At 49.7% G+C, this 21,777-nt stretch carries 16 protein-coding genes; 10 read left to right on the top strand and 6 right to left on the bottom strand.

The genetic code is table 11. The annotated features are described in order from the left end of the window. Positions 1–74 precede the first annotated feature (74 nt). The 3 genes from OGX89_RS17405 to pepT form a co-directional block, all read right to left on the bottom strand. On the bottom strand, positions 75–704 hold the full coding sequence (locus OGX89_RS17405; RefSeq protein ID WP_048226383.1) for a DUF2913 family protein: 630 nt from the start codon (positions 702–704) through the stop codon (positions 75–77). A gap of 322 nt (positions 705–1,026) precedes the next feature. Continuing rightward, complete coding sequence (gene dcuC, locus OGX89_RS17400) at positions 1,027–2,388, bottom strand: C4-dicarboxylate transporter DcuC (protein ID WP_003830889.1); 1,362 nt, start codon at positions 2,386–2,388, stop codon at positions 1,027–1,029. Continuing rightward, positions 2,385–3,641 (bottom strand): peptidase T, encoded by a 1,257-nt coding sequence (gene pepT / locus OGX89_RS17395; RefSeq protein ID WP_003830887.1) that lies wholly within the window; start codon positions 3,639–3,641, stop codon positions 2,385–2,387. The genes dcuC and pepT overlap by 4 nt, the downstream gene beginning before the upstream one ends. A gap of 1,320 nt (positions 3,642–4,961) precedes the next feature. On the opposite strand from pepT, the gene OGX89_RS17390 reads away from it, so the two are divergent. Both OGX89_RS17390 and OGX89_RS17385 read left to right on the top strand, forming a co-directional pair. Continuing rightward, positions 4,962–5,219, top strand: coding sequence for a YjhX family toxin (locus tag OGX89_RS17390; protein WP_003021255.1), 258 nt, complete (start codon positions 4,962–4,964; stop codon positions 5,217–5,219). Between the two features lie 10 nt (positions 5,220–5,229). Continuing rightward, positions 5,230–5,976 (top strand): SAM-dependent methyltransferase, encoded by a 747-nt coding sequence (locus tag OGX89_RS17385; protein ID WP_193135088.1) that lies wholly within the window; start codon positions 5,230–5,232, stop codon positions 5,974–5,976. A 56-nt stretch (positions 5,977–6,032) separates the two neighbouring features. Here OGX89_RS17385 and OGX89_RS17380 read toward each other — a convergent pair whose 3' ends face one another. After that, positions 6,033–6,596: a DJ-1/PfpI family protein gene (locus OGX89_RS17380; RefSeq protein ID WP_003830885.1), complete on the bottom strand. Its 564-nt coding sequence runs from the start codon at positions 6,594–6,596 to the stop codon at positions 6,033–6,035. A gap of 403 nt (positions 6,597–6,999) precedes the next feature. Between OGX89_RS17380 and OGX89_RS17375 the strand changes: the two genes are divergently transcribed. Both OGX89_RS17375 and OGX89_RS17370 read left to right on the top strand, forming a co-directional pair. After that, the gene (locus tag OGX89_RS17375; RefSeq protein ID WP_279891973.1) at positions 7,000–8,112 is read left to right on the top strand and encodes an agmatine deiminase family protein; all 1,113 of its coding nucleotides are present in this window, start codon (positions 7,000–7,002) and stop codon (positions 8,110–8,112) included. Between the two features lie 505 nt (positions 8,113–8,617). Beyond that, positions 8,618–10,840 carry an EAL domain-containing protein gene (locus OGX89_RS17370; protein ID WP_286560859.1) on the top strand — a complete coding sequence of 741 codons (2,223 nt, stop codon included), beginning with the start codon at positions 8,618–8,620 and terminating at the stop codon, positions 10,838–10,840. Positions 10,841–11,025: 185 nt separating this feature from the next. On the opposite strand, the gene OGX89_RS17365 is transcribed toward OGX89_RS17370, so the two are convergent. Together OGX89_RS17365 and OGX89_RS17360 are read right to left on the bottom strand one after the other, a co-directional pair. Next, on the bottom strand, positions 11,026–12,414 hold the full coding sequence (locus OGX89_RS17365) for an APC family permease (protein WP_003830880.1): 1,389 nt from the start codon (positions 12,412–12,414) through the stop codon (positions 11,026–11,028). A 343-nt stretch (positions 12,415–12,757) separates the two neighbouring features. Next, entirely contained in the window at positions 12,758–14,176 is a 1,419-nt protein-coding gene (locus OGX89_RS17360) for a glutamine synthetase family protein (protein WP_003830879.1), read from the bottom strand. 212 nt (positions 14,177–14,388) lie between these two features. On the opposite strand from OGX89_RS17360, the gene puuD reads away from it, so the two are divergent. From puuD to hyaB, 6 genes are all read left to right on the top strand, one after another. Next, complete coding sequence (gene puuD / locus OGX89_RS17355) at positions 14,389–15,153, top strand: gamma-glutamyl-gamma-aminobutyrate hydrolase (protein WP_003830878.1); 765 nt, start codon at positions 14,389–14,391, stop codon at positions 15,151–15,153. A 25-nt stretch (positions 15,154–15,178) separates the two neighbouring features. After that, a complete protein-coding gene (gene puuR, locus OGX89_RS17350; RefSeq protein ID WP_003830877.1) occupies positions 15,179–15,736 on the top strand; it encodes an HTH-type transcriptional regulator PuuR in 558 nt (185 codons plus the stop codon). Between the two features lie 138 nt (positions 15,737–15,874). Continuing rightward, entirely contained in the window at positions 15,875–17,362 is a 1,488-nt protein-coding gene (gene puuC / locus OGX89_RS17345; protein ID WP_279891981.1) for an aldehyde dehydrogenase PuuC, read from the top strand. Between the two features lie 2 nt (positions 17,363–17,364). Then, a complete protein-coding gene (locus tag OGX89_RS17340; protein WP_003830874.1) occupies positions 17,365–18,645 on the top strand; it encodes an NAD(P)/FAD-dependent oxidoreductase in 1,281 nt (426 codons plus the stop codon). Between the two features lie 208 nt (positions 18,646–18,853). Then, a complete protein-coding gene (gene hyaA, locus OGX89_RS17335; RefSeq protein ID WP_032934533.1) occupies positions 18,854–19,981 on the top strand; it encodes a hydrogenase 1 small subunit in 1,128 nt (375 codons plus the stop codon). After that, positions 19,978–21,771, top strand: coding sequence for a Ni/Fe-hydrogenase large subunit (hyaB, locus tag OGX89_RS17330; protein ID WP_279891986.1), 1,794 nt, complete (start codon positions 19,978–19,980; stop codon positions 21,769–21,771). The genes hyaA and hyaB overlap by 4 nt, the downstream gene beginning before the upstream one ends. Positions 21,772–21,777 lie beyond the last annotated feature (6 nt).

Raw genomic sequence — 21,777 nt, 5'->3', positions numbered from 1 at the left:
TATCCGATAATTTCACAGGTAGATCAATACACTCTTTGAACAAACAGAAATTTGTCCCCCATATCAGTTAAGCATTACTTAACAGAAAGAAAATTGAAGTAATAAAACTCATTCGAAATATGTTTCACAAATTCAACCGGCAGGTTATGTTTGATGAACGTTAACTTTGCAAACTCAATATCGCCGTACACTCGAATACAGAAAGGTTTGACTATCTCGCCCTGCACGCCAAAGCACTCCTGAAGCCGGGTGTCATCCATAAAAATAAAGTCACCTTTTCTGACCTTAATACTTTCATGAAGGCCTTGCCACTTCTCCGGAGTGAGCAGAAAGCTCTCCCATCCATTATTTCTCAACACTTCAATCGTGTGAGTAAATTTAAAATAGTCGTTTTGCATTGTCACATCACCACTCGATGTGGCGTACAAATATTCTATTTTAAATTTAAGTTGTGCATTGAGGCTTTTTTTCTTCCCCTCATCAATTAACCACTGAAGCTCACTGACAATGCTCTTCGAAAAGATTTTTCTTTTTTTGGCAATAGCCAGCCAATGCATAATGAATAGATGCTCTGACATTTTAGAGTAGATTTTATGATCCTTTATTGCAATACCAATTGCGACTAACGCACTCCAGGTAAAGGCTTCAAGATCATCCTGATAATGATGTCGTAACGTACTAACTCTTCCAGAATCCCTTACCACTTAAACCTGCCCAAATAAATCATCATTGTTATTCCACGTCATTCTTGTATTACTCTATTAAAAAATTACTACAACTAAAATCGCCAAAATATGATCCAGATTAACTTATCCCTATGTAATAAACGTGCAAATATAATACATCATACTTATTAATCATTAATCCGGGGTAGCTCAACAATGACTAATAAGAATAATGCGATAAAGATAAAGGTTAATAATAATCACCAGTAATCAATATCACCTTCTGTGATGAGACCTGTAAACAGAAAAAGCAAACTACCGGGCATTCAGCAAGCCGGAAGTTTGCTTATTACAGACGAAGTTAATAGAAAATACCGATGATCAGGGTATGCGTTACAAAGCCCACAATCAACGGTACAGCGGTACGTTTAACCACATCAAATGGCGTTATTTTCGCCCCACTGGAAACGGCAATCACCACGCCGGAAACCGGTGAAATTGCCCGCCCCATATGTGATGCCTGCTGCATCGGCAGGATCATGGCAACAGCGTTAGCGCCCATACTTGCCGCGATTTGCGGGATCAGCTCAACGAAAGCAAGGAATGGCGCATTACCCGATCCCATAATAATTGCTGCCGCCAGCGTCACCAGCGCAAATACCACCGCCATAGCAAATGGAGGTAATCCCACGTGCTCCGCCATCAGGATTAATTGATCAATGGCACCAATAACTTTAATCCCGTGAGCAAAAACACCTGCCGCAACCAGTAGCCCAACCACCCCGGTAAAGGCGGTGCCCATGCCTTTAAGGAAATGGCTGAATCCTTCGCATACTGACTTTAAATCACGCACCCGCAGCCACTCAATCAACATGCAGACAGCCATCGAAATGAGCACAATGGTGATAATATTCAAGTTAATACCACTGACGAACATTTCCGATGATCCCACCGCCATCAGTATCGGAAGCATCGGGAGAAGCGCATAAAAAGCCGGGGCTTTTCCTGAATCAGTCACCTCAGCGCTACCGATTTCCCGTGGAAGCGTCCCCGCTTTACGGTCGCAATGCCGCTGCCAGAAGAAATGGCAGACGCCGACGACCAGCACGGTTGCCAGCGCTGCGGGTCCCTGGTGGTAAACAACGTATTCCACCACATCCATATTGACCGCTTTAGATCCCCTGATAGCATCGATGGCCGTCGGGGTATACGCCACACCAAGCGAGGTGGCAATAACCCCAGCAGCCGAGGCCGCAGAAAGCCCTAACCCCAGCATAATGGGGAACATCGTCCCCATCAGCAATACGGCAAGCCCGGTAGCGGATGGGATAGCCAACTGCAGGAGGCTGGCGAGCAGATAGGAGAAAAATAGAAGCACATAGGGCGAACGCAGCGCGCGCAAAGGTTTCGTCACGACCCGCACAACCGCTTCATTTGCCCCGATATGATCCATGTAATGCGCAAATCCCATAAGCGCCATAATCATCAGGCCGAGATCGGCAGCACGCGTACTAAAGAGATCGCGCATCACCTCGAAAGGATCGAGAAATGAAATCCCCGTACTGGCGACGCCCTTCGGTAATACAGAACCCCATCCGGTTAACGCCGTACAAATCATCAACACCAGGCCCGCAATGAACAGCACGGGTTCAGCGCGATAACCTTTCAGTATCAGACGCGCGACCACCACGATAACCAGTAGGGCAATTAACACCTGAATCATGACTGAGCTCTCCTCTGCGCGAACTCAGCAAAGGTTTCCTCAATGACCGCTACCACCACATCGCTGGCGGCTCGCAGTGAACGCACCGGTAGATATTCATAAATTGAATGAAAGTTATGAGCACCGGTAAAAATATTCGGGCAAGGCAGTCCTTTCTGCGATAGCACTGCGCCATCATACCCACCACGCATGGCGACAGGTTGCGGGGTAATGCCACACTTCTGATACGCGCGTAACGCAATATCAATCGGGTAGTGTGCATCGCCCTGCAAGCTATTGAACACATTGGCATAGCGATCGGTTAAATGACAGACCACGCTGTTTTCTCCCCACAGCGCGCAGGTGCTGACGGCAAGCTGGCGGATATAAGCCATACGCGCCTTATACCCTTCTTCGGTAAAATCCCGGATATCCAGCTTAAGTACCGTACGGGCGCTGTTACCCTGAAGCTGTTTTACCCAGTAATACCCTTCGCGTCCTTCCGTATACTCAGGCGCCTCTCCTCCGGGCAGCATCGCAATAAACTTATGCGCCATCAGCAGAGAGTTCTTCAGCTTACCTTTGGCCGACATAGGGTGCGCGGACTGGCCGGTAAAGATGATTTCCGCATCACCCGCGTTCCAGTTCTCATAGACAAACTCTCCAATGCCGCAGCAGTCCAGGGTATAGCCAAAATCAGCGCCAAACGCAGCAACATCAAACGCTTTTGCTCCCCGTAATCCCTGCTCTTCATCAGGAACAAAACCGACCTTCACCGGCCCATGCTTAATCTCCGGATGCGCGACAAGGTACTCCAGAGCATTCATAATCGCGGCGATGGCGGCTTTATCATCAGCCCCTAGCAGACTGGTACCATCCGTCACCAGCAGGTCATCGCCGACATAATTTTTCAGTTCCGGAAATTCACTTTCACGCAGATAAATATTCAGCTCTTGATTCAGACACAAATCCCCACCGCTGTAGTGAAGACGTTGCGCATTTGTGTCCGCGGTCTGTTCCGCGCTGGTATCCAGATGACCAAAAAAGGAAACGACAGGGATCGTGTCATCGGTATTTCCAGGTAAGGTCGCGGTCACAATAGCGGTATCCCTGACCTCAATGTGTTCCATTCCTAATGCTTCAAGTTCTACTGCAAGTAGTTTTGCCAGTTCCATTTGACCAGGTGAAGAAGGCATTATCCCATTAGCACCATTTTCCCTTGAGGTCGTGGTATTGATTTTCGTGTAGTTAATAAAGCGTTCAACAATATCCATTCCAGGAGATCCTTTAATGTATCATTTACGAGGTACTGCAAGAGAAGACCTGCATACAGCGTGGGTTGAATAATCTGAGAACAAAATAAAATCAGCGCTCATCCCAGAACGCTGATTTTATGGGTGTTACGACAACGATTTATATAAAGGAAGATAAAAAAGGCCAGTAATTATACCAGTGATTAAAAACTCCATTTGATTGATAAAATCATATTCCCTGTCTGTTTTTACTACATTTTCCATGGTGTTAAGCTAACAGAAGTCATAAACGGCATTCGTATGCCTAAGGGATAATAAAAATCATTTAGATTCTTGCCCCCGACACCGATACAAGACATACCATCGCTATATTTTTTTAATGAACGAATGCTGTAACAGCAACATGCAACCGTTTGCACCTCTCTACAAATAGCCACTTAACGCACTAAAATCCGTGAACAAAATCACAATTACTTCAAAAGCGAGAATTAACATAACGCTTAAAAACAGACAGTTATAAGAAAAACTATATAATACCCCTATAAATAAAGATGAAATCACACTATTCATCATGAAATAGATTCATAGCGATACTATTTCAACATTACCGTATGGTTCACAGAACAAAATCTTTCGTCATCACTAATGCAAAACAACAAGAACAATAATATTAAATTATCTATTTATGACGATTATCAAAATTATACACAGGCAAAAAAAACCTCTCCCCTGAGAAGAGATTCAGGGCAGAGGTAATACGGGTGTTAAGGACATTTTTATAGTTTTGATGATAACAGAAGAGCTTCTTGCTGGATTGAGTATACACACTTCATGACGTTAAGAAAATTCTTAAAAAGAATTAAAAGAAAACACTATTAAAAATCCTTTTTATAATAAAGACATGTTTATAAAATAAAACAAAATTAGGATAGGGGAAAATTAAACATCACTAATCTATAGTATTACGCAACTGGGACTAACAACACATCATTACGGCCAATACCACTACTGACGATGTCTGAATGTTCAATAAATTTAATATATTCATACACCGCTCAGCTAACGAGAGTTAAAAAATTATAAAATAAGCTAAACGCAATTTTTCGTCATAGATCACATTTTCCCGACAGGACGATTCCCCTACTTGCCCATACTGGTATGATTCAGCAGATAAATACCTATCAACTCAACCCGAGGCTTTGATGCTGGAGAATGTAATCATCAGATAATCAGCTTACCGACCTTTTCAGGCCGGACTGGTTATCAATGCGCCGAAATCGAATGCGGACACCGCTGTGTGTTTGCACGTTTTGCACATGATGATTAAACAGGTTTTCCAGTATGAATTTATCCCGTCAGGAACAACGTACCTTACACGTTCTCGCCAAAGGTGGCCGTATTGCTCACGTCCGCGATGCATCTGGTCGCGTCACTTCCGTCGAATGCTATAGCCGCGAAGGGTTACTGCTCTGCGACTGCACGCTCGACGTATTCAAAAAACTCAGAACGAAAAAGCTGATCAAATCCGTTAATGGTCAGCCCTACCGCATCAATACCACCGGGCTGAACAACGTTCGCGCCCAACTGGATAATCGCTAAGGAGAGAGAGATGGATATCCCGAAGATTTTTACGATCAGCGAAAGCGCACATCGCATTCATAATCCGTTCACCGCGCAAAAATATGCGACGTTAGGTCAGGTTTTACGGATGCCCCCAGGAACCCGCATCCTGGATCTCGGCAGCGGCTCGGGCGAGATGTTGTGCACCTGGGCACGCGATCATGGAATTTCCGGCATTGGTATCGATATGAGCCAGTTATTCAGTGAGCAAGCCACCCTGCGGGCAAGTGAATTGGGCGTCACTGAGCACGTGCGTTTTATTCATGCCGATGCAACAGGTTATATCGCCGAAGAAAAATTCGATATTGCCGCCTGCGTTGGTGCAACCTGGATTGCCGGCGGCGTTGTCGGAACGGTCAAACAACTGGAACAAAGTCTCAAACCAGGCGGGATCCTGCTCATCGGCGAACCGTACTGGCGTCAGATGCCCGCAACGGAGGAGATCGCTATGGCTTGCGGCGCGACTTCAGTAGCCGATTTTCTTTCTCTGCCAGAACGCGTTTCGTCTTTCGACCTGCTCGGTTATGACGTGGTTGAAATGGTACTGGCCGACCAGGAAGGTTGGGACAGATACGAGGCGGCAAAATGGTTGACGATGCGCCGGTGGCTAGAGGCAAATCCGGACGATGATTTTGCCGCCAAAGTCAGAGAGCAACTGAGAAGTTCACCAGTACGCCACGTTGCATTCACCCGGGAATATATCGGGTGGGGCGTGTTCGCACTCATACAGAGGTAATATGTCCTGTCGGTATAGCCAGGCAGGTTATACCGACTTTTTCATCGCATCATCACTTACTTCATTAATACTTCAACAAATTTAGCTAACCATTGCGGATGTGCGGGCCATGCTGGTGCCGTCACCAGATTGCCATCAACGTGGGCCTGATCAATGCCAATATCGGCATAATGTCCACCGCTCAGACGAACCTCGGGCGCACAGGCCGGATAAGCGCTACAGGTCCGGTTTTCTAACACCCCCGCCGCCGCTAACAGTTGGGGCCCATGACAAACTGCGGCGATAGGCTTACCGGCAGTGTTGAAATCTTGCACCAGCTTAATGACATCCGGATTCAGTCGAAGATATTCCGGAGCACGCCCGCCGGGGATCAACAGTGCGTCGTAATCCGCAGCCCGCGCCTCGGCAAAATTCGCATTTAACGTAAAACGATGCCCCGGCTTTTCACTGTATGTCTGCGCCCCATCAAAGTCGTGAATGGCGGTTTGAACGTAGTCACCCTGACTTTTATCCGGACAGACGGCATCCACACGATGCCCAAGCATTTGCAAAGCCTGAAAAGGCACCATCGTTTCATAATCTTCGACATAATCTCCGACCAGCATCAGTATCTTCTTCATTCACTTCCCCCACTCACGTTTATTAATGATGAGAAATAACGGCCATCTTTACTATAGCCCACACGGTTCATGGCATTAATAAATACAACAGAACAATCGGCCAGATCACAATCCACGGCAAGGCCCGTCAGACGAGGCCTCAGAGCCAACGGCGTGACATATGTTCATGCAGATAAATATAAATTATATATAAATATATAGTTGAGAAATTTTAATAGTAGCCAGTTTCACTCATTATATAAAACTAAGAGATTGCAACGTATATCTCTTATGTTATATTTCGCGTGAAATTTACCCGAGTTCACTTTATTTATTATTCAATATTTAAAATACGCAGAATATTTATTATCTATTATTATTTTAATCACCTGATATCAGGTAAAAATACGCAAAGGTTAATCCTATGATGACAAGACGTTCATTCGTCAGACAAGGCCTGGTGACTTCAACGAGTATGCTACTCGCCGGTATGACGGGCTTCAGCTTTAGCCAACTTGCCCGCGCAACAGAGAACCGCCGCTGGCAAATGCCAGATGAAGGCGCACCGCATGCGGCAACCTGGATGGCGTTTGGTGCCAGTGCGGAGATCTGGGAGCCTCATCTGCTACCGGTGGTGCAGAAAAACCTGGCGTTAGTTGCCAAAACCATCGCCGCATTTGAACCCGTGAATATGTTAGTACGCGAAGAAGACAGCGAACTCGCCGCGCGTCTGTGCGGGCCGTCGGTCAATCTTCTGGTGCACCCAATAGACGATCTATGGATCCGCGACACCGGGCCGGTATTTGTGAAAAGCGCCAGCGGCGCGCTAGGCGGAGTGGGATTTAATTTCAACGGCTGGGGCAATAAGCAAGAGCACGAACGAGATGCCGATGTAGCTGAATTCGTTACTGATTACGTTCATGCCGAGTTTATCCCCTCGGTACTGACTCTGGAAGGTGGCGGTATTGAGGTAGATGGTGAAGGCACAGCAATCATCACCGAGAGCTGCGTGCTTAACTCCAATCGTAATCCTGGCGTCAGCAAAGCCAAATGCGAAGAAGAACTTAAGCGACTGCTAGGTCTGGAGAAAATCATCTGGTTACCAGGTATTGCCGGCAAGGATATTACCGACGGCCATACAGATTTTTATGCCCGGTTTACGCATCCGGGTACGGTGGTGGCGGGTCTTGAGCAGGATCCGTCATCCTTTGATTACGCGATCACCCGACGTCATCTGGACATATTACGGGCCGCCACGGATGCCAAAGGCCGACGCCTGGAGGTAGTCACGCTGGAAGGACCTTCTACCATCCGCCAGACTTATGCGAGCGATGATTTCGCCGCGGGGTATATCAATTTTTATCTGTGTAATGATGCGGTCATTGCACCGCAATTTGGCGATAAGCGCACCGATCGTAATACCCATGCTATTTTGCAGGAGCTGTTTGCCGATCGTGAAATTATTCAGTTGAAAATCGACGGTATCGCTGCCGGTGGCGGCGGTATTCACTGCGCGACACAGCAGCAGCCTCGTTAATGATTAACAATTGAGTGTGTTGTGGGAAGGTGGGGGAAACTCACTTTCCTGACAATAACAGAATGATTCCCTTAGAAAGATGCCTCCGTAGGTTAAATTTTAATAAACAAAGCACTCAATTAACATTTATGAAATAAATACCATTAAAAGATAACACTTTAATAGCTTTCATCGATCTTTCATGGTATTTATGATCTACCAAACCTATCGATAAAATCTATCAAAAAATTTATATTGATCGTTATTATCGATCGTATATTCTGTCTTAAATAATGGCTAATAACGGAATTTTTATTATCAGTACAGCCACAAAGATTGTTCTCCCCTGCGTTGTGAAACACAGTGAAATTATCGAGGATTACATTTAAAAAATTCGTATAACATATTTTATAATGGTTTTCAATTAGCGAAAACATCCAAAAATACACATTTTAAGCCCTAAATCTAACCTGTTTTAAGTAGATGACTTAAATCGAGAACGGTGATAACTCACTGAGAATTGCAAATGATGATATTGCTAAGAAAAACGGAAAATATAAATTTCATTAATACATTTAGAGACTATTTTTGTGTCGGCATCGCGTTTTTTGCATTACAGCTGGTCGCTGGTCATCTCAGTAAGCAAGAGGATGTTGCGGGTATAACACTGCATTTTTACGATCTCACTTTACCTCTCATTTCTGCATTGCTGGTTTTATACCGGCAAAAGGCGCTGCCAATTTTGGCTGCCTTTTTCTTGTATGCGCTTTACTCTTACTCTTTATCTTCGGTATTCACGCTAACGGCTCAGCTACTAGCTGCTCTCATTAGCCAGACACTCTACTTTTTCTCGACAGGCAAACGAGGCGCGGTTAGCTTTGGTCGTAGCCAGCTTACAACCCTGCGTATTGTCTGGCTCGTGTGTTGCAACGCCTTACTATTCATCTCAATTGATCACTGGTTCCAATCGAACACAGCCTCTGCACCGATCGCAAACCTTTTTACACTACAAACATTAATTAACTTACAGTGGCTGATGAACTCTTGCCTGACTGGCATCCCTTTTTGTTATCTGTTGCTTAGAAGCGTTCAAAATCCTGCATGGTGCATTCTATACATTAGACAAGTAAAGGCGCTGATAAAATCCGGCCCTCCTATTCTGTATCAAGTATTATGGCTGGTGCTGTTACTCTGCATTATGTCCGCTTTGATCGTCATCAGAGAAGATATTCTTATATTTACAGACTATTCATTACTGTGGTTACTTCCAGTAATGCTATGGGGAGTGATCTGCATTGGCCATGCTTTGATATCCCCTGTATGGGTAACAATGCTCATCCTGTTGGGATATTATATAAACAGCTATATTCCGCCTGCTAACTATGATAATTATTTACATAGTCTCGTGATTTCCTCCACGATAGTGTTTGTCTTTTCTCTTACGATTGTTGTTACCGGTGTACTTGTGGTTCATAACCGAAAATATCTCCGCCGCCTCAAACAACTTTTTAGATCAGAGCCTAACACTGGACTGCCTAACTTTCAGGCCCTGCAAATGGACATCCGTAAACACGCAACAGAGTGCTTGTGTTACATCCGTTGTACAGAGTTGAATACGCTGGAGCAAACTCACGGAATAGAATTCCGTTTTGAATTTGTAAAAGCGCTAAGCGCATATGTACGTAAATTGATTAAGGGTACAGGTGATATTTATTACGCACCAGGTCATGGAATAATTCTACGCCTTAATGCTGTCCCTGACATTCCTGATTTTTACAAAGAGCTAAACTCTTTTCGTTTTATCTGGAAGGACTACCAATTAGGGCTATCTTGTGGTGTGGCATATACCACCGAGAAAAACCTGATTAAAAATTTATCACAAGCAATTAAGCATCTTAATACCCAAAGCTACATCTCGTTAATGCAGGGGCAACCGTTGTTACTCAGCCCGCAAGTGCCAGGTGATAAAATTGTCAGTCAGGCGATCATTCGCCATATGTTGCAAAAAGCAATTGACAGAAAGTCGTTTGAGCTTATGGCTCAACCCATCGTATCAACGATGCTGGTTGTTCAGCCGATCGTTTCAACCACGGGACTGACACGTTATCACGAGATACTTATTCGGATAAAAATGGTTGATGGTAAGTTAATCTTTCCAGATACCATCCTACCGGTTGCTCGCGAGGCAGGATTACTTCCTGCGCTAGATATCACTGTTATTGAGCAAACATTTCGTTTTATACAGTCACGGCAGAAATCTGACCCGAACAGTCATTTCTCCATTAATCTGACACCAGACTCACTTAATAAAATTGATTTTCTTGATAATGTTTTCACATTGTTTAGAAAATACTCAATAGCACCTGAACGTATAATTTTTGAAGTCATTGAGTCAGATATCATTGACAACGCAAATGTCACTGATGTTCTGAGAGCACTACGTAAAGCCGGTTCTAAAATTGCTATTGATGATTTTGGCACAGGAGCGTCAAGCTATTCACGACTACGAACGTTAGACGCAGATATTCTGAAAATTGATGGTTCCTTTATCCGTAACATACTGACCGATGAATTTAGTCGATGCGCCGTCAGATCCTTCTGCGAAGTAGCAAAACTCAAAAACATGGAAGTAGTCGCTGAGTTTGTTGAAAATGAGGAAATTGAAAAGATGCTAATTACGATGGGTATTGGTTGGTTACAGGGATACCATATAGGGAAACCCGTTCCTATTGAGTTGGCTGAATTATAATTCAGTAATTATAATAATAATTATATTCCTACATTGATTCACTTACCGGCTCCCGTGCCGGTTTTTTATTCCCTAAAACAAGCGGTATATTAATTAAAGCAGGTATGCCGCGACCGTTTGCCGCGACATACCGTGTTTCATTTTTACCTCTACTCAGCCGAATGCTACGGCCTATTCAGCTTCCATCACTCCCAGGCGCGCTCAGATTTCGCGGCGTCAAACTGCGGCGGCGGTTTGCGAAAACGTCCGGTCAGCCAGGCAAGATACACCAGCCCTAACCCGGCCCATACCAGTCCCAGCGTCAGCGATGTCACCTCCAGATTCACCCACAGTACGGCAACCGTGGCGGCACCGACCATTGGCAATACCAGATAGTGCAGCTTCTCCTGCCAGGTATGCTTACGTCCTTCACGACGCCAGAAGTGGTTAAACACGGAGAGATTAACGAACGTAAAGGCCACCAGCGCACCAAAGTTAATCAACGCCGTGGCAGTCACCAGGTCAAAAAACAGGGCCGACAGCGCCACAATCCCAACCATGATGACGTTCAACGCGGGAGTACGCCATTTGGGATGGACATAACCAAAGTACTTCTCCGGGAAGACGTTATCGCGGCCCATCACGTACAGCAGACGCGAAACGCTGGCATGCGACGCCAGACCTGAAGCCAGCGTATTTACAAAGGTGGTACACAGGAAAATAGACTGGAACAGCTTGCCGCCGACGTACAGCGCAATCTCCGGCAGCGCCGCATCCGGGTCTTTGAATCGGCTAATGTCCGGGAAAAACAGTTGCATAAAGAACGAGGCGGCAATGAAGATCAGCCCACCGTACAGCGCGGTAAGAAAAATAGCTTTCGGAATGGTGCGCGCAGCATCCGGCGTCTCTTCAGATAGAGTCGTCACCGCGTCAAAGCCGAGAAACGAGAAGCAGACAATGGTCGCCCCGGTGATAATCGGGATCAAATGCGCATTCTGGCTGATAAACGGTTGCAGCGACCAGACGGTCCCAACCCCTTCCCCTTTGTGCAGCCCCTGCACCACGAGGAAAATGAACACCACGATGATCGCCACCTGCACCAGTACAAACAGCGCATTGAAGTTCGCTACCAGATTAACGCTTTTCAGATTGGCCGCGGTGAGGATCGCGACGAACATCACCACCCAAATCCATGGCGCAACCCCCGGGAACAGCGCGGAAAGGTAAATTTTCGCCAAGAGTACGTTAATCATCGGCAGGAAAAGGTAGTCAAGCAGTGACGACCAGCCGACCATAAACCCGACATGCGGATTAATCGCTTTTTGCGCGTAGGTATAGGCCGAGCCGGCCTGTGGAAACTGGCGCACCAGCTTCCCATAACTGATGGCGGTAAACAGTACTCCCGCCAGGGCCAGCAGATAAGAGGCCGGAACATGGCCATTGCTGATACCCGAAACAATGCCAAAGGTGTCAAACACCGTCATCGGCGTGAGATAGGCCAGCCCCATCACCACCACCTGCCACAGCTTGAGGGATTTACGCAGCTGTGCTTTGCCCGGCTGGGCAGAATGATCAGCAGAAGAATTAGTCGACATAGCTTTCCTCCCCGCTGCGAGCCCAGATCTGCGTTCGAAACGTGGGTACAGCAGACCTGGGTCGTGTCGGGGAGGAATGGCATAAAAAAGGCGTCAATGTGGTACGGCACAGATGCGGTCCGTATTTACTGCGGGAGCCATGAATACTCACGCGGGGCGGGTTTTTAAACATTGGCATCATCACATTTCCTCGTCACAAACTCTGTCGGTTATCTGAAGACCCGTTGTCGCCCGCGCTCCATTACGCGACATCCGGGAAATGGCAGGTATTCCTGCAATTTTTACGGGCTGGCTCCGCTCAGCCCGCATGATGCGACTTCTTTTTCAATGACCTGTACAACGGTCAGGCGTTTTTCAGCATCCACTCAATTTCAGTGTCGGTTATCAGACGTTCAAACTGGATAAGCTCATCGTTTTTACAGGCGTGATACACATGGCTAAACCGCTCACCCAATAGTTCACGCAGACTGTCATTTTGCATGAACTCCCACAGTGCATCGCTCTGGCGAATCGGGAACGGCAGCCCTTCCTGCTCCAGACCGTTGCCCTCCACTTCTTCTTGTAATGGCAGTTCGTTATCCAGACCGTGAAGGATCCCTGCCAGGATGGTCGACATCACCAGATACGGGTTGGCATCGGCCCCCGCTACGCGATATTCAACCCGATGGTTATCACGGTCACCGCAGGGAATACGCAGCGCCACCGTACGATTGTTATGCCCCCAGGAAGCCTGAGTCGGAACATACATCCCCGGCTGGAAGCGGCGATAGGAGTTCACATTCGGCGCCAGCAGCGCCATTGACGCGGGCATCAGATCAATCATCCCGGCAAGCGCACGCTTTAATAACGCGGAATCATCGCCATTCGCATCAGCCAGAACGTTCTCACCTTTGTTATTCATGACGCTGATGTGGATATGCATCCCGCTACCGGCATGCTCCTCATAAGGCTTTGCCATAAACGTGGCATGCATCTTATGTTTCTCTGCCACCAGCCGTACCAGACGTTTCAGCGCCAGTGCGTCGTCGCAGGCGTCGAGCACGTTGTCGGTATGGTAGAGGTTGATTTCAAACTGCCCAGGGGAGGCTTCAGCCACCGCGCCGTCAGCCGGGATCAGCTGCAAACGGGCCAGTTCATCGATATCGTTCAGCACATCAGCAAAATGGTTCAGGTTATCAACCGAATAAACCTGACTTTGGGTATTACGATCGTCCGTTCCCGGCGCGCATGGCGGCTGCAGATAACCTTCGGGATCGCGCTTACGATCGAGTAAATAGAACTCCAGCTCTACCGCTACTACGGGGAACAGACCGCGCTGGCGAAGTTTCTGCCAGAGTCGGTTTAGTACGTTCCGCGGCTCAACGTCAAAGGGAGCGCCATCTTCATCCAGCATCGTCAGCATCATCTGCGCAATAAATTCCGGATCGGCAGCCGAAGGGGTTAACGTACCTGCCACGGGTACACAGGTCCGATCCGGTTCGCCAAGCTCCTGGCCTAATCCCGCCTCTTCGACCACATTGCCCAGAATATCCATCGCGAAAACGGATGCCGGGAAATAGCAGCCTTTCTCTAACTTATGCAATCCCGCAACGGGAAGGCGTTTACCGCGAAAACAGCCATTAAGGTCGGTTAACAACACATCCACATACTGCGTATTAGGATAGCGTTCCAGATACTGCTTAACTTCGCGCGCAAACGCGCTACTTCGTCTCTCTTCAGAATGCTGAACAAAATTCTCAACTTCTACGATATTGGTTTCCATGATTCACCGCCGTTGGCCTGGTAAGCTGTTCTGTGATTTGACTGTTAAATATAATGTCCACCATTCGACTCTGGATGCAAACAAATTGTTTGTCAAATGTTAAATTAAGTTTGCTAGAAGGTTATTCCGCTGCTAGATTGAGAAAATAATGAACGGAATGGCACAACAAGGAACCGTTTGGCAATAATTTATTCCAAAACGTGAGGTCGATCATGGGCAATATATTTGACAAGCCAGTTATTGGTGTAGTGATGTGTAGGAACAGGCTTAAGGGTCACCAGACCCAGACTCTGCAAGAAAAGTACCTGAATGCGGTATTAAATGCCGGTGGATTACCGATAGCGCTTCCCCATGCGCTTGCGGAACCAGAATTGTTGAACGCGCTGTTACCGAAACTGGACGGTATCTTCCTGCCAGGAAGCCCAAGCAATGTGCAGCCGCACCTCTATGGTGAAAATGGCGATGAGTCTGACGCCGATCCCGGGCGTGATCTTCTGAGCATGGCGCTAATTACCGCCGGGCTCGAAAGGCGCATTCCCATTTTCGCCATCTGCCGGGGCTTACAGGAATTAGTTGTCGCCACTGGCGGGACTCTGTATCGTCGCCTGTGCGATCATCCACAGTTCCTGGAACATCGTGAAGATGCGGAACTCCCGGTGGAGCAGCAATATGCACCATCTCATGAAGTCCAGGTTCAACAGGGAGGATTGCTATCTCAGTTAATACCAGGTTGCAGCACGTTTTGGGTCAACTCCTTGCATGGTCAGGGCGCAAAAACCCTTGGCCCGCAGCTGCGCGTGGAAGCACGCTCGCAGGATGGATTAGTGGAAGCTGCCAGCGTCCATGACCATCCTTTCGCGCTCGGCGTGCAGTGGCACCCGGAATGGAACAGTAGCGAATACGCCCTGTCGCGTTTGTTACTTGAAGGTTTTATCACCGCTTGTCAGAACCACCTCGCTGAAAAACAGCGACTCTGACCACTACAGTTAAGGAAATGCAATTATGAGCGATGACGGCCTGGCGCCGGGTAAACGTTTGTCAGAGATCCGCCAGCAATTGGGTCTTTCGCAGCGTCGTGCCGCCGAACTGTCTGGGTTAACGCATAGCGCCATCAGCACCATAGAGCAGGATAAAGTCAGTCCTGCCATCAGTACGCTGCAAAAGCTATTGAAAGTATATGGGCTGTCGCTCTCCGAGTTCTTCGCGGAACCGGAAAAGCCTGACGAACCGCAGGTGGTTATCAATCAGGATGATTTGATTGAGATCGGGAGTCAGGGAGTATCCATGAAGCTGGTACACAACGGAAATCCGAATCGTACGCTGGCAATGATGTTTGAAACCTATCAGCCAGGTACGACAACCGGGGAGAGAATTAAACACCAGGGTGAAGAGATTGGCACAATACTGGAAGGTGAAGTGATACTGACCATCAACGGTCAAACGTATCCTCTTGTTGCAGGACAAAGCTATGCCATTAACACTGGCATACCACACAGTTTCAGCAACACCTCGGCAGGGATCTGCCGCATCATCAGTGCCCACACTCCCACCACTTTCTAATAAGTAGCGGCCTGAGTTTCTCAGGCCTTCTTAAATAACGCGCATTAACAGGGTACATCCCTGGGGCATCGTGCAGCCTGATTTTGCCTGAAAAAGATCAGCAACGAACTTTATCTTATTGATATAAAAGGAGTAGCTATGAACTTTCAGAATCTTAAATATTGGCGTGAGAAAGCCAGCCATTATTCACCAGAGACCCGTTTATTTATTAACGGCGAATATTGTGCCGCCGCCGATAACGAAACCTTTATTACGCTGGATCCGGCAGGACAACGTCCTCTGGCTAAAGTCGCCCGCGGTAAAAAAGCGGATGTGGACCGCGCGGTCACCGCAGCCCGTACCGTCTTTGAACGCGGAGACTGGTCGCAAGCCTCACCCGCAGAGCGCAAGGCGGTACTGCACAAGCTAGCGGATTTAATGGAGCAGCATCACGAGGAGCTGGCGCTACTGGAAACGCTCGATACCGGTAAACCGATTCGCCATAGCCTGCGTGATGATATTCCCGGCGCGGCACGCGCCATCCGCTGGTACGCCGAAGCTATAGATAAAGTCTATGGCGAAGTTGCCACCACCTCGGTGAACGATCTGGCACTGATTGTGCGCGAACCGGTGGGCGTGATTGCGGCCATAGTACCGTGGAATTTTCCCCTGCTGCTGGCCTGCTGGAAACTCGGCCCGGCACTGGCGGCGGGCAACAGCGTGATCCTCAAGCCTTCCGAAAAATCACCGCTGACCGCCATTCGCCTGGCTGCTCTGGCTAAAAAAGCAGGTTTGCCCGATGGCGTTCTCAGCGTTGTTAGCGGGTATGGTCACGAAGCGGGCCAGGCGTTGTCACAGCATCCGGATGTTGATGTGATCACCTTTACCGGCTCGACCCGTACCGGCAAGCAACTGCTCAAAGATGCTGGCGACAGCAACATGAAACGCGTCTGGCTGGAGGCCGGAGGTAAAAGTGCCAACATCGTGTTTGCCGACTGCCCGGATCTGCCGAAAGCCGCCGCTAATGCAGCGGCAGGTATCTTCTATAACCAGGGCCAGGTTTGTATCGCCGGTACGCGTCTGCTGCTGGAAGAGAGCATTGCCGACGAGTTCATCGCCCTGCTGAAAGAACAGGCGAAAAACTGGCAGCCCGGCAACCCGTTGGATCCGGAAACCACGATGGGCACGCTTATCGACAATGCGCATGCCGACACCGTGCACGGTTTTATTCGCGACGGTGAAGCGCAAGGCACGTTGGCGCTGGATGGCCGCAGCCACGTACATCCGGCCGCTATCGGTCCGACTATTTTTGTCGATACCGCACCGCAGGCCCACGTCAGCCGCGATGAAATCTTCGGCCCGGTACTAGTCGTCACCCGTTTTAGCAGTGAAGCCGAAGCCCTGGCGTTAGCCAACGACAGTGACTACGGCCTCGGCGCCGCAGTCTGGACCCGTGATTTATCGCGCGCCCACCGTATGAGCCGTCTCCTGAAAGCCGGCTCAGTCTTCGTGAATAACTACAACGACGGTGATATGACCGTGCCGTTCGGCGGTTATAAGCAAAGCGGTAACGGACGCGATAAATCCCTGCATGCGCTGGAAAAATTTAGCGAACTGAAAACCATCTGGATCTCCCTGGAGTCTTAATCATGACTGAACATACCAGCAGTTATTACGCCGCAAGCGCCAATCAGTACGAACCGTTTCCGACCCTTAGCGAATCGGTTAGCTGTGATGTTTGCGTGGTGGGCGGTGGTTATACCGGACTCTCCTCCGCCCTGCATTTAGCGGAAATGGGTTACGACGTGGTGCTACTGGAATCCGCGCGTATTGGTTTCGGGGCCAGCGGACGTAACGGCGGTCAGTTGGTGAACTCCTACAGTCGCGATATCGACGTTATCGAACGTACCTATGGCCCGGACGCCGCTAAAATGCTCGGTGGAATGATGTTTGAAGGCGGCAATATCATCCGCGAACGCATCAAGCGTTATCAGATCGAATGCGATTATCGTCCCGGCGGGCTGTTTGTAGCGCTGAACCACAAACAGATGGAAACGCTGGAAGAGCAGAAGTCGAACTGGGAACGCTACGGCAACACGCAGCTTGAACTGTTAGACAGCAGTGAAATTCGTCGCGAAGTCAGCAGCGATCGTTATGTCGGCGCGCTGCTCGACCACAGCGGTGGTCATATTCACCCGCTGAACCTGGCGATTGGCGAAGCTAACGCCATTCGTCTGAACGGCGGACGCGTCTACGAACAGTCGCCAGTCACCCGTATTCAGCACACCAGCCCTGCAGTGATCAGCACTGAAAAAGGTCAGGTGACAGCCCGCTTTGTGATCGTCGCGGGCAACGCCTACCTCGGAGACAAACTGGAGCCTGCGCTGGCAAAAAGCAGTATGCCGTGCGGCACGCAGGTATTAACCACCGAACCGCTGTCGGCGGAGATGGCGCGCTCGCTAATCCCGAAAAACTACTGCGTGGAAGATTGTAACTACCTGCTCGATTACTACCGTCTGACCGGCGATAACCGCCTGCTGTACGGCGGCGGTGTAGTCTATGGCGCTCGCGATCCGGATGATATTGAGCGTCTGGTGATGCCGAAACTGCTGAAGACCTTCCCGCAATTACAGGGGGTAAAAATTGATTTCCGCTGGACCGGTAATTTCCTGTTAACGCTGTCTCGCATGCCGCAGTTCGGCCGTCTTGATACCAACATCTACTATATGCAGGGCTACAGCGGCCACGGCGTGACCTGTACTCACCTTGCAGGACGCCTGATTTCCGAACTGCTGCGTGGGGATGCCGAGCGCTTTGACGCGTTCGCCAAACTGCCGCACTACCCGTTCCCGGGAGGCCGCAGCCTGCGCATTCCGTTTACCGCCATGGGGGCGGCATATTACAGCTTACGCGATCGCCTTGGGGTTTAAGTTCTTCCGCGATAAACCCGACGCACAGGGCGGTCCCCCCTGTGCGTTTTTTTATTCCTGGAAAGCGAAAAACAGATAACAGGTACGAAAATACCGCAATAGGACATAACCACACTCTTTGCATTGTTTCTCCCTTCCGATCGGATACGCTTTTTTAGATATCGCTGGCGGCATGCGCCAGAACTCAACGGGGGAAGAAACGCGTGTTATGAATACGAATAACGAGGAGACCTTTTATCAGGCGATGCGTCGCAAAGGCGTAAGCAGACGCAGTTTTCTCAAATATTGTAGCCTCGCCGCTACATCGCTGGGGTTGGGAGCCGGAATGACGCCCAGAATTGCATGGGCGCTGGAGAACAAACCCCGGATCCCGGTAGTCTGGATCCACGGGCTGGAATGCACCTGCTGCACCGAATCATTTATCCGCTCCTCTCACCCACTTGCCAAAGACGTCATCCTCTCCCTGATTTCCCTCGATTACGACGACACGCTGATGGCCGCCGCCGGAACGCAGGCCGAAGAGGTATTTGAAGACATTCTGAGCCGCTACCACGGCCGATATATTCTGGCAGTCGAAGGTAATCCTCCACTGGGCGAGCAAGGGATGTTTTGCATCAGCAGCGGGCGTCCTTTTATTGAAAAGCTAAAAAGAGCCGCGGCAGGTGCCAGCGCGATTATCGCCTGGGGAACCTGCGCCTCCTGGGGCTGCGTGCAGGCTGCCCGGCCTAACCCCACCCAGGCGACACCAATCGATAAGGTGATCACCGATAAGCCGATCGTGAAAGTGCCCGGCTGCCCGCCGATTCCGGATGTCATGAGCGCCATCATTACCTACCTGGTGACGTTTGGAAGGTTGCCTGAACTCGACCGTCTGGGTCGTCCGCTGATGTTCTATGGTCAGCGTATCCACGACAAATGCTACCGCCGCGCCCACTTTGACGCCGGGGAGTTCGTTGAGAGTTGGGACGATGACGCCGCCCGCCAAGGCTATTGCCTGTACAAAATGGGCTGCAAAGGGCCAACCACCTATAACGCCTGTTCCACCACCCGCTGGAATGGTGGCGTTTCCTTCCCCATCCAGTCCGGCCACGGTTGCCTGGGATGTTCGGAAAACGGCTTCTGGGATCGCGGTTCGTTCTACAGCCGCGTGGTCGATATTCCACAGATGGGAACGCATTCAACCGCCGATACCGTGGGCCTCACCGCGCTAGGCGTCGTGGCGGCCGGTGTCGGTGTTCACGCAGTCGCCAGCGCCGTCAATCAACACCACCGCCACAAACAGCAACTAGCCGACGCCGGACAACAGTCTCCAGACAATAAGGATAAACAGGCATGAGCAATTCGTATCAAACCCAGGGATATACGGTCAATAATGCCGGTCGCCGCCTGGTTGTCGACCCCATCACGCGCATTGAAGGCCATATGCGTTGTGAAGTGAACATTAATGAGCAGAACATCATCACCAACGCGGTTTCCTGCGGCACCATGTTCCGCGGGCTGGAGATCATTCTACAGGGGCGCGACCCGCGCGATGCCTGGGCATTTGTCGAACGAATTTGCGGAGTGTGCACCGGCGTACATGCGCTCGCTTCGGTCTATGCCATTGAAGATGCTATTGGCATCAAGGTGCCCGACAACGCCAACATCATTCGCAATATTATGCTGGCGACGCTGTGGTGCCACGACCATCTGGTGCACTTTTACCAGTTAGCCGGAATGGACTGGATTGACGTGCTGAATGCCCTGAAAGCAGACCCGCGCGCCACATCGCAGTTGGCACAAAGCCTTTCAGCCTGGCCGATGTCTTCTCCAGGCTACTTCTTTGACGTTCAAAATCGCCTGAAGAAATTTGTCGAAGGCGGTCAGTTGGGGATTTTCCGCAACGGTTATTGGGGACATCCGCAGTACAAGCTGTCGCCAGAGGCCAACCTGATGGGCTTTGCCCACTATCTGGAAGCGCTCGATTTTCAGCGCGAGATCATCAAAATCCATACGGTGTTTGGCGGTAAGAATCCGCATCCGAACTGGATTGTCGGCGGGATGCCGTGCGCTATCAATATCGATCAGAGCGGCGCGGTAGGCGCAGTCGATATGGAACGCCTGAACCTGGTGCAGTCGATCATCACCCGCACCGCCGACTTCATCAACAACGTCATGGTGCCTGACGCGCTGGCTATCGGCCAGTTCAATAAACCCTGGAGCCAGATTGGCACCGGGCTTTCTGATAAGTGCGTTTTAAGCTACGGCGCGTTCCCGGATATCGCCAACGACTTCAGCGACAAGAGTCTGTTGATGCCTGGCGGCGCGGTGATTAACGGTGATTTTAACAATGTCATGCCGGTGGACCTGGACGATCAGCAGCAAATTCAGGAGTTTGTCGATCATGCCTGGTATCGTTATCCGGACGATCAATTAGGCCGTCATCCGTTCGAAGGGATTACTGAACCCTGGTATAACCCGGGCGATGTCAAAGGCAGCGATACCGATATCAAGCAGCTCAACGAACGGGAACGCTATTCGTGGATTAAAGCCCCGCGCTGGCGGGGACACGCTATGGAAGTTGGGCCGTTGGCGCGTACGCTGATTGCCTATCACAAAGGGGATGCCGCCACGATTGAATCCGTGGATCGCATGATGTCCGCTCTCAAGCTGCCGCTATCGGGTATGCAATCAACGCTGGGACGTATTCTGTGTCGCGCGCACGAAGCGCAGTGGGCCGCGAGCAAGTTGCAATATTTCTTCGACAAGCTGATGACCAACCTGAAAAACGGCAATCTGGCTACCGCAAATACCGAAAAGTGGGAGCCTGAAAGCTGGCCGCAGCACTGTCGCGGGATCGGTTTTACCGAAGCGCCGCGCGGAGCATTAGGCCACTGGGCATCGATTCGCGACCAGAAGATCGACCTGTATCAATGCGTGGTGCCGACCACCTGGAATGCCAGCCCGCGCGATCCAAAGGGACAAATTGGCGCTTACGAGGCGGCGCTGATGGGCACCCAAATGGCGATACCGGATCAACCGCTGGAGATCCTGCGCACCTTGCACAGCTTCGACCCCTGCCTGGCATGTTCAACCCACGTACTCGGCGACGACGGCAGCGAACTTATCGCCGTCCAGGTTCGCTAAGCGTTA

The sequence above is a fragment of the Citrobacter sp. Cpo103 genome (genome assembly GCF_030332605.1).
GTDB classification, from domain to species: Bacteria; Pseudomonadota; Gammaproteobacteria; order Enterobacterales; family Enterobacteriaceae; genus Citrobacter; species Citrobacter portucalensis.
The sequence above is the reverse complement of the archived record's forward strand: the minus strand, read 5'-3'. Positions and strand labels throughout refer to the sequence as shown.

Coding starts and splice junctions, on each gene's coding strand:
- dcuC (WP_003830889.1), bottom strand. CDS start 2,388: ATGATTCAGGTGTTAATTGCCCTACTGGTTATCGTGGTGGTCGCGCGT.
- pepT (WP_003830887.1), bottom strand. CDS start 3,641: ATGGATATTGTTGAACGCTTTATTAACTACACGAAAATCAATACCACG.
- OGX89_RS17390 (WP_003021255.1), top strand. CDS start 4,962: ATGAATTTATCCCGTCAGGAACAACGTACCTTACACGTTCTCGCCAAA.
- OGX89_RS17385 (WP_193135088.1), top strand. CDS start 5,230: ATGGATATCCCGAAGATTTTTACGATCAGCGAAAGCGCACATCGCATT.
- OGX89_RS17380 (WP_003830885.1), bottom strand. CDS start 6,596: ATGAAGAAGATACTGATGCTGGTCGGAGATTATGTCGAAGATTATGAA.
- OGX89_RS17375 (WP_279891973.1), top strand. CDS start 7,000: ATGATGACAAGACGTTCATTCGTCAGACAAGGCCTGGTGACTTCAACG.
- OGX89_RS17370 (WP_286560859.1), top strand. CDS start 8,618: ATGATGATATTGCTAAGAAAAACGGAAAATATAAATTTCATTAATACA.
- OGX89_RS17365 (WP_003830880.1), bottom strand. CDS start 12,414: ATGTCGACTAATTCTTCTGCTGATCATTCTGCCCAGCCGGGCAAAGCA.
- OGX89_RS17360 (WP_003830879.1), bottom strand. CDS start 14,176: ATGGAAACCAATATCGTAGAAGTTGAGAATTTTGTTCAGCATTCTGAA.
- puuD (WP_003830878.1), top strand. CDS start 14,389: ATGGGCAATATATTTGACAAGCCAGTTATTGGTGTAGTGATGTGTAGG.
- puuR (WP_003830877.1), top strand. CDS start 15,179: ATGAGCGATGACGGCCTGGCGCCGGGTAAACGTTTGTCAGAGATCCGC.
- puuC (WP_279891981.1), top strand. CDS start 15,875: ATGAACTTTCAGAATCTTAAATATTGGCGTGAGAAAGCCAGCCATTAT.
- OGX89_RS17340 (WP_003830874.1), top strand. CDS start 17,365: ATGACTGAACATACCAGCAGTTATTACGCCGCAAGCGCCAATCAGTAC.
- hyaA (WP_032934533.1), top strand. CDS start 18,854: ATGAATACGAATAACGAGGAGACCTTTTATCAGGCGATGCGTCGCAAA.
- hyaB (WP_279891986.1), top strand. CDS start 19,978: ATGAGCAATTCGTATCAAACCCAGGGATATACGGTCAATAATGCCGGT.